The sequence below is a fragment of the Streptomyces muensis genome (assembly GCF_021474425.1).
GTDB lineage: Bacteria > Actinomycetota > Actinomycetes > Streptomycetales > Streptomycetaceae > Streptomyces > Streptomyces muensis.
In genome coordinates this window covers 1-7236 of record NZ_JAKEIP010000340.1, presented here as the reverse complement: position 1 = coordinate 7236, position 7236 = coordinate 1, and the positions used below count along the sequence as shown (strand labels likewise).

The window sequence follows — 7236 nt, the reverse complement described above, 5'->3', positions numbered from 1 at the left end:
CCGCCACCCCCACGCCTGGCCACCACACCGAACCTCGGCACCAGCACCTCCTCCAGCGCCCCGGGCAGCATCGCCGCGAGTCGCTCGTCGGAACCGGCGCCGATCTCCAGCCAGACCGTGGGCCGGTCATGGATCAGCAGCAGGACGCAGCCGGCGTGGAGCAGTGCCGTGACCGGGCCCTCGGGGTGGCCGGCGAGCTGCTGCCAGACCCGTTCGCGCAGCGGGACCTCGGCGAGTTTGCCCTGCTTGCGCAGCCAGGCCTCGACCTCGGCGAGGGCGAAGGAGGGGCTGGTCTCGGTGCCGCCGACCGGCTTGGGGAAGCCGGCGTGCCTGCGGCGCCAGTTGCTGACGGCGGCACGGCCGACACCGGCGAGCCGGGCGATCCCGGCGGCGGTCACCTCCGTCGCGTTGTCCTGCATCCCGCCTGCTCCCCTCGTCATCCGCGTCGCGGCACGTCGTCCGCGCCAACCGCGTCATCCGCGCCGTCCCCCGCGTCCTCGTGTCCGCGTGTGGCGCCGAGCATACCGACGTACGCAAGATCGACCCATTCACGGCCGTGTACACACGACATCGCGTGAATCGTGTTGACTCGGTTCACACGCTCTGCTCTTATTGACGCAGCGAACGAGCGACTACCGATTCGGCGGCGGTCGCCGCGCGTAGGGAGGGGACACAGCCATGGGTATGAAGGGCAAGATCGCGCTGGGCGCCGTGGTGGGGATCGTCGTCATCGGCGCCGTGTCGGCGAACGCGGGAGACGGCGGCTCCGGCGGCACCGGCGGCACCGGCAGCGGGGACAAGGCCTCTTCGTCGTCCGGGGAGCGCACCGGCGGCGAGAAGGGGAAGGACACGGCCGAGGCCGCCGAGAAGAAGGCCGCGTTCGCGGGGGACGGCGACTTCCAGGTCGGTTCGGACCTGAAGCCCGGGACCTACCGCACCACCGGCAACACCGACGGCATGTGCTACTGGGAGCGGGCCAAGGACTCCTCGGGCGAGGTGGACTCGCTGCTGGCCAACGACAATGTGACCGGCACCAGTTACGTCACCGTCAAGGCCACCGACAAGCTCTTCTCGTCGAGCGGCTGCGAGGACTGGGAGGCCGTCGACGACAAGGCGAAGGCCAAGGGCTCCCCCGCCACGACGATGGCCGGCGACGGCGGCATGTTCAGAGTCGGCGTCGACATCGCCCCCGGCACCTACAAGTCCACCGGCAACACCGACGACTCCTGCTACTGGGAGCGCGCCAAGGACGCCGAGCACGGTCTGGAGTCGATCACCGCGAACGACAACGTGACCGGTTCGGCCGTCGTCACGATCAGCGCCTCGGACGCGTACTTCAAGACCACGGGCTGCCAGGACTGGAAGAAGTCCGGCTGACCCGGCCGTCGCGGGGCACGGCCGGACGGCGGTTCACAGCGGGTGCCGCATCCACACGTTGGGCTCGACGTACACCGCGTGACCCCGCTCCGGCTCGCACCGCACCGGCACCAGCGCGCCCGGCACCTCGATGTCACCGGCCGTGTCGAAGGGCAGACCGGTCCAGCCGCGCCACTGCTCCAGCGAGCCGGCGACGGTCATCGAGGCCGGGGCGACGGAGTCGATGGTGGCGCCGGCCCGGGCGTGGACACGCAGCCACGGGTCGTGGGGCAGGCCGTCGGGGCGTACGCGACGGGCGTACTCCTCGATGGGGGTGTGCGGTTCGAGATGCTTGGCGCTGGGGCGGACGGGGGCGACGACCTCGCGGAAGCCGTGGGCCCGGGCGTTGTCACGCATCGCGGTGAGCATACGGGCGGACAGGCCGCGCCCCTGGGCGTGCGGGGCGATGACGACGGAGATGGCGCTGACGGTGTCGGGCGGGGTACCGCGGCGCAGGTCGGCGAAGGCCCACACCAGCACCTCGTCCCAGCCCCGGGCGGGCAGCCGGCCCCGGCCCTCGGCGGCGAGGGCGAAGGGAACGCTGTAGGCGTGGGCGACGACCTCGCCCCGCTCGTCCTCGGCGAACAGCGCGTACTGCGGGAGTTCGCGCGGGATGCGGCCGTAGTGGGCGTTGCCCACCGGGTCCTGGGTCGTGAACTCGGGCCAGGTGTCCGGCATTTCCATGACCCGGCCGAGCATCTCGGGGCGTTCGGCGAGGCTCGATACCTTCAGCTCCATACGCGCCACCGTAGAGCTGGGGCGACCGCGCCGACCAGCGATTTTACGCGGGGCACGCCCGGGTCAGCCGCCGCACTGACCCAGCATCATCTCCTTGTCGGCGGTCGTCACCGGCAGTTCGTACTTCAGCGACACCTGGGCGAAGCGCACCGCGTAACTGCAGCGGATCCGCTTGTTCGGGGGCAGCCAGGAAGCGGGGCCGGAGTCGCCCTTGGAGCTGTTGGTGGGGCCGTCGACCGGTATGAGGTTGAGGGGGTCGTTGGCGATGTCCTGGCGTTTGCCCTCCGGCCAGCGGGAGGCGCCCATCTGCCAGTCGTACGACAGCGGCATGACGTGGTCGATCTGTACGGTCGTGGCGCGGGACTTGGCCCAGTCGATCGTGCGGCCCGTGTACGGGTCGCGCAGGGTCATGGAGGACACGACGCAGTCCGAGCCGGAGCGGAAGCGGACGTCCTCGCCGTCGCGTTTGAGGAGATCGTTGCGGGTGTCGCAGCCGTTGCGGGCGAACGGGATGCCGCCCGGGGCCGAGTCCATCCAGGCGTAGCCGAACTTGTCCCGCTCGTAGCCCGTCCTCGGGCCGCGGCCCTTGGTCGCCACCTTCTCGATGAGGGCCCGTGCCTCGGCACGGTCGGCTTCCGAGGTGAGGGGCGCGAGTCCGGGTTTCGTGCCGTCCGGGTTGTCCAGTGGGCTCACCGCCCGGCCGGTGCCCGCGGCGGGGGCGGAGCCGGAGGGCTCGGCTCCGGCCGACGGCAGGTCGACGTTCTCGCAGCCCGCCAGTACCAGCACCATGCCGAGCATCGCGGCGGCGCTCGCCGCCCCGCCCCTTCGACGCGCCACCATGCGTCCCTCCCCTTGCAGCCCGGTCCCGCTCCGCCCGCCCCGCCGCGCACCGGCGGTCTTCCCGGTTTTCCCCGGGCACAGCGTCGTGCACACGGTAGCGACCCGGCGCACGGCGGCATTCAAGTGGTCCAGACCTCAAACGGACCAAGCGCGCATACCTCACATCCCGGGCGTATGGTCGGTGGTGAGTCACCTCCGGAAGGAGCTCTTGGATGGGCATCTTCGACAGGTTCAAGAACCGTCACGCTCAGGACAAGGCCAGGGACATGTCCGACGCCGCGGAGCGGCAGGTCAACGAGAAGACGGGCAACAAGTACGAGAGCCAGGTCGACGACGCGCAGCAGCGCATGGAGCGCGGACTCGGCATGGACCGCGACCGGCCGCCCGAGCAGCAGTAGAGGCCGAGGCCGGAGGAGCACGAGAGCCGTCGGGCACGGCACCGACCGACGACGCCGTCCGCGGAGACCCACCTCCCGCGGACGGCTTCGTGCGGCCGAGGCAAGTGCGGCTTGACCTCAAGTCCGCTTGAGGTCGCAGAGTGATCGCCATGACCACCGAAACAGCTGACACCGCGGACAGCACGTACAACGCTGACAACGAGGCGGACCTCGACGCCATCGCCGAAGTAGTCGCCACCGTCGAACGCACCCAGCGCGCCAAGGACGCCGAGGGCTTCCTCGCCCTCTTCCACCCCGACGCGCTCTGGACGACCGCCCACGGCAAGGTCCTCATCGGCCTCGACGCCATCGCCGAGTTCACCCGCGCCGTGCTGCCCGCCGCCAGCTGGGACGGCGAGGTCACCTACGAGGTAGCGCACACCCGGTTCCTGCGGCCCGACGTGGCGGCTGTCAAGGTCCGGCAGATCTACCACTCACCGGACGGCACCACCGACACCGAGGGCGCCCCGCTCTACGTCATGACCAGGCAGAGCGACGGACGCTGGCTGCTGCACGCCTGCCAGAACACCGAGGTGCGGACCGAGGTACGGGGCGGCTAGGGCACGTGCGGCGCCGTACCCTGTCGCCCCTCGCCCGGGGTGGTCACGACCCCAGGATCGACGCCAGGAACTCCCCGACCCAGCCCAGCAACTCCCGCCCGACCAGCGGCTTTCCGCCCACCTTCGCGGTCTTCGGGCGCGGCACCAGCAGTTGGTGCACGGCCGGCTTGATGACGGTGCCCGGGTAGAGGCGCTTGACCCGCAGTTCCTGGGACTCGCGCAACTCCACTGGTGCGAAGCGGATGTTGTTGCCCTGGAGGACGATCTCGCCGACGCCGCACGCGCGGGCGAGCATGCGCAGGCCTGCCACGAGGAGGAGGTTCTCGACCGGTTCGGGCAACTTGCCGTAGCGGTCGACGAGTTCCTCGCGTACGGCCTTGATGTCGTCCTCCGTGTTGGCGGAGGCGATGGCACGGTAGGCCTGCAGGCGCAGCCGCTCGCCGGGCGCGTAGTCGTGCGGGACGTGGGCGTCGACCGGGAGCTCGATCTTGACCTCCAGCGGCGGCTCCTCCTCCACGCCGCCTTCCAGCGAGGCGCGGTAGTCGGCGACGGCCTCGCCGACCATCCGGACGTACAGGTCGAAGCCGACGCCCGCGATGTGGCCGGACTGCTCGCCGCCGAGGAGGTTGCCCGCGCCGCGGATCTCCAGGTCCTTCATGGCGACGTACATGCCCGCGCCCATCTCGGTGTGCTGGGCGATGGTGGCCAGACGCTCGTGGGCCGTCTCCGTCAGCGGCTTCTCCGGAGGGTAGAGGAAGTACGCGTATCCGCGCTCGCGGCCGCGCCCGACCCGGCCGCGCAGCTGGTGCAGCTGGGAGAGGCCGAAGTTGTCGCCGCGCTCGACGATCAGGGTGTTGGCGTTGGAGATGTCGATGCCGGACTCGACGATCGTGGTCGAGACGAGGACGTCGAACTTCTTCTCCCAGAAGTCGACGACGACCTGCTCCAGGACCTGCTCGGACATCTGCCCGTGGGCCGTGGCGATCCGTGCCTCGGGGACGATCTCGCGCAGGCGCGCGGCCGCGCGGTCGATCGACTCGACGCGGTTGTGGATGTAGAAGACCTGGCCCTCGCGCAGCAGTTCGCGGCGGATCGCGGCGCCGATCTGCTTCTCCTCGTACGGGCCGACGAAGGTCAGGACCGGGTGGCGCTCCTCCGGCGGGGTCGTGATCGTGGACATCTCGCGGATGCCCGTGACCGCCATCTCCAGGGTCCTCGGGATCGGGGTCGCGGACATCGTGAGGACGTCGACGTTCGCGCGCAGCTTCTTCAGCTGCTCCTTGTGCTCGACGCCGAAGCGCTGCTCCTCGTCGACGATGACCAGGCCCAGGTCCTTGAACTTGGTCTCGGAGGAGAACAGCCGGTGCGTGCCGATGACGATGTCCACCGAGCCCTCGCGCAGGCCCTCCAGGGTCGCCTTCGCCTCGGTGTCGGTCTGGAAGCGGGACAGGGCCCGGGTGTTCACCGGGAACTGCGAGTAGCGCTCGGAGAACGTCCCGAAGTGCTGCTGGACCAGCAGGGTCGTCGGCACCAGGACGGCCACCTGCTTGCCGTCCTGCACCGCCTTGAACGCGGCCCGCACCGCGATCTCCGTCTTGCCGTAGCCGACGTCGCCGCAGATCAGGCGGTCCATCGGGACCGACTTCTCCATGTCCTCCTTGACCTCGGCGATGGTCGTCAGCTGGTCGGGGGTCTCGGCGTACGGGAAGGCGTCCTCCAGCTCCCGCTGCCAGGGGGTGTCCGAGCCGAAGGCGTGCCCGGGGGCCGCCATGCGCGCGCTGTACAGCTTGATCAGGTCGGCCGCGATCTCCTTGACGGCCTTCTTCGCGCGCGCCTTGGTCTTCGTCCAGTCGGCGCCGCCCAGCCGGTGCAGCGTGGGCGCCTCGCCGCCGACGTACTTGGTGATCTGCTCCAGCTGGTCGGTCGGGATGTAGAGGCGGTCGCCGGGCTGGCCGCGCTTGGCGGGGGCGTACTCGACGACGAGGTACTCGCGCGTGGCGCCCTGGACGGTGCGCTGCACCATCTCGATGTAGCGGCCGACGCCGTGCTGCTCGTGGACGATGTAGTCGCCCGTCTCCAGGGTGAGCGGGTCGATGGTCTTGCGGCGGCGGGCCGGCATCCGGGCGCCGTCCTTGCCGGCCGCCTTCTGGCCGGACAGGTCGGTCTCGGTCAGGACGGCGAGCCTGAGCGCGGGGTCGACGAAGCCGTAGTCGATCGAGCCGCAGGCGACATGGACGATCGAGGGGGAGATCTCGCCCAGGTCGGTCTCCAGGCGCGCCGCCACGCCCTCGCCGCCGAGCACCTCGACGGTGCGGGCCGCCGGGCCGTGGGCCTCGGTCACGAAGACCGTGCGCCAGCCGTCGGCGAGCCAGCCCTTGGTGTCGGCGAGAGCCTTCGCGGTGTCGCCGCGGTAGGACTCCGGGGCGTGCATACCGAGCTTGAGGGTGTCCGCGTCCAGCGTCTCGTCAGCCGCGAACGGCGACACCGACCACCACATCATCTGCAGTTCGCGCGCCCGGTCCCGGACGTCGGCGATGGACCACAGGGAGGCCGCGCCGACGTCGATGGGCGCCTCGCCGCCGCCGGCCGTGGCGGCCCAGGACGCCTGGAGGAACTCCTGCGAGGTGGCCACGAGATCGGCGGCACGCGTGCGTACCCGCTCCGGGTCACACACGACGGCCATGGCGCCCTTGGGCAGGACGTCGAGCAGCAGCTCCATGTCGTCGACGAGGACCGGCGCGAGGGACTCCATGCCCTCGACGGCGATGCCCTCGGCGATCTTGCCGAGCAGTTCGCCGAGCTCGGGATGCTCCTCGGCGAGGGCACGCGCGCGTGCGCGTACGTCGTCGGTGAGGAGGAGTTCGCGGCACGGCGGGGCCCACAGGCCGTGCTCGGCGACTTCGAGGGAGCGCTGGTCGGCGACCTTGAAGTAGCGGATCTCCTCTACGTCGTCGCCCCAGAACTCGATGCGCAGGGGGTGTTCCTCGGTGGGCGGGAACACGTCGAGGATGCCGCCTCGTACGGCGAACTCGCCGCGCTTCTCGACGAGCTCCACGCGCGCGTACGCGGCGGCGGCGAGGGCCTCGACGATCTCGTTCAGGTCAGCCGTCTGACCGGTCCGCAAGGCCACCGGTTCGAGGTCGCCGAGGCCCTTGACCTGGGGCTGCAGGACGGAGCGGACGGGGGCCACGACGACGGAGACCGGGCCTGTCTCGGGGTCGTCGGGGCCCTCGCCGCCGCCGCGT

General features: G+C 70.8%; 7 protein-coding genes. 3 read left to right on the top strand and 4 right to left on the bottom strand.

Annotated features, from left to right (window positions below; all coding sequences use genetic code 11):
- A partial coding sequence (locus tag L0P92_RS40105; protein WP_372497411.1) for a helix-turn-helix transcriptional regulator occupies positions 1 to 419 on the bottom strand: 419 nt, incomplete at its 3' end.
- 259 nt (positions 420 to 678) lie between these two features.
- On the opposite strand from L0P92_RS40105, the gene L0P92_RS40100 reads away from it, so the two are divergent.
- Complete coding sequence (locus tag L0P92_RS40100) at positions 679 to 1377, top strand: Rv1352/Rv1906c domain-containing protein (protein ID WP_234768064.1); 699 nt, start codon at positions 679 to 681, stop codon at positions 1375 to 1377.
- A gap of 33 nt (positions 1378 to 1410) precedes the next feature.
- Here the strand turns inward: L0P92_RS40100 and L0P92_RS40095 are convergent, their stop codons facing one another.
- Both L0P92_RS40095 and L0P92_RS40090 read right to left on the bottom strand, forming a co-directional pair.
- Positions 1411 to 2154 carry a GNAT family N-acetyltransferase gene (locus L0P92_RS40095; protein ID WP_234768063.1) on the bottom strand — a complete coding sequence of 248 codons (744 nt, stop codon included), beginning with the start codon at positions 2152 to 2154 and terminating at the stop codon, positions 1411 to 1413.
- 63 nt (positions 2155 to 2217) lie between these two features.
- The gene (locus tag L0P92_RS40090; RefSeq protein ID WP_234768062.1) at positions 2218 to 2994 is read right to left on the bottom strand and encodes an HNH endonuclease family protein; all 777 of its coding nucleotides are present in this window, start codon (positions 2992 to 2994) and stop codon (positions 2218 to 2220) included.
- Between the two features lie 212 nt (positions 2995 to 3206).
- Between L0P92_RS40090 and L0P92_RS40085 the strand changes: the two genes are divergently transcribed.
- Both L0P92_RS40085 and L0P92_RS40080 read left to right on the top strand, forming a co-directional pair.
- Positions 3207 to 3392: an antitoxin gene (locus L0P92_RS40085; RefSeq protein ID WP_234768061.1), complete on the top strand. Its 186-nt coding sequence runs from the start codon at positions 3207 to 3209 to the stop codon at positions 3390 to 3392.
- Between the two features lie 149 nt (positions 3393 to 3541).
- A complete protein-coding gene (locus L0P92_RS40080) occupies positions 3542 to 3991 on the top strand; it encodes an SgcJ/EcaC family oxidoreductase (protein ID WP_234768060.1) in 450 nt (149 codons plus the stop codon).
- Positions 3992 to 4034: 43 nt separating this feature from the next.
- Here L0P92_RS40080 and mfd read toward each other — a convergent pair.
- A partial coding sequence (gene mfd / locus L0P92_RS40075) for a transcription-repair coupling factor (protein WP_234768059.1) occupies positions 4035 to 7236 on the bottom strand: 3202 nt, incomplete at its 5' end.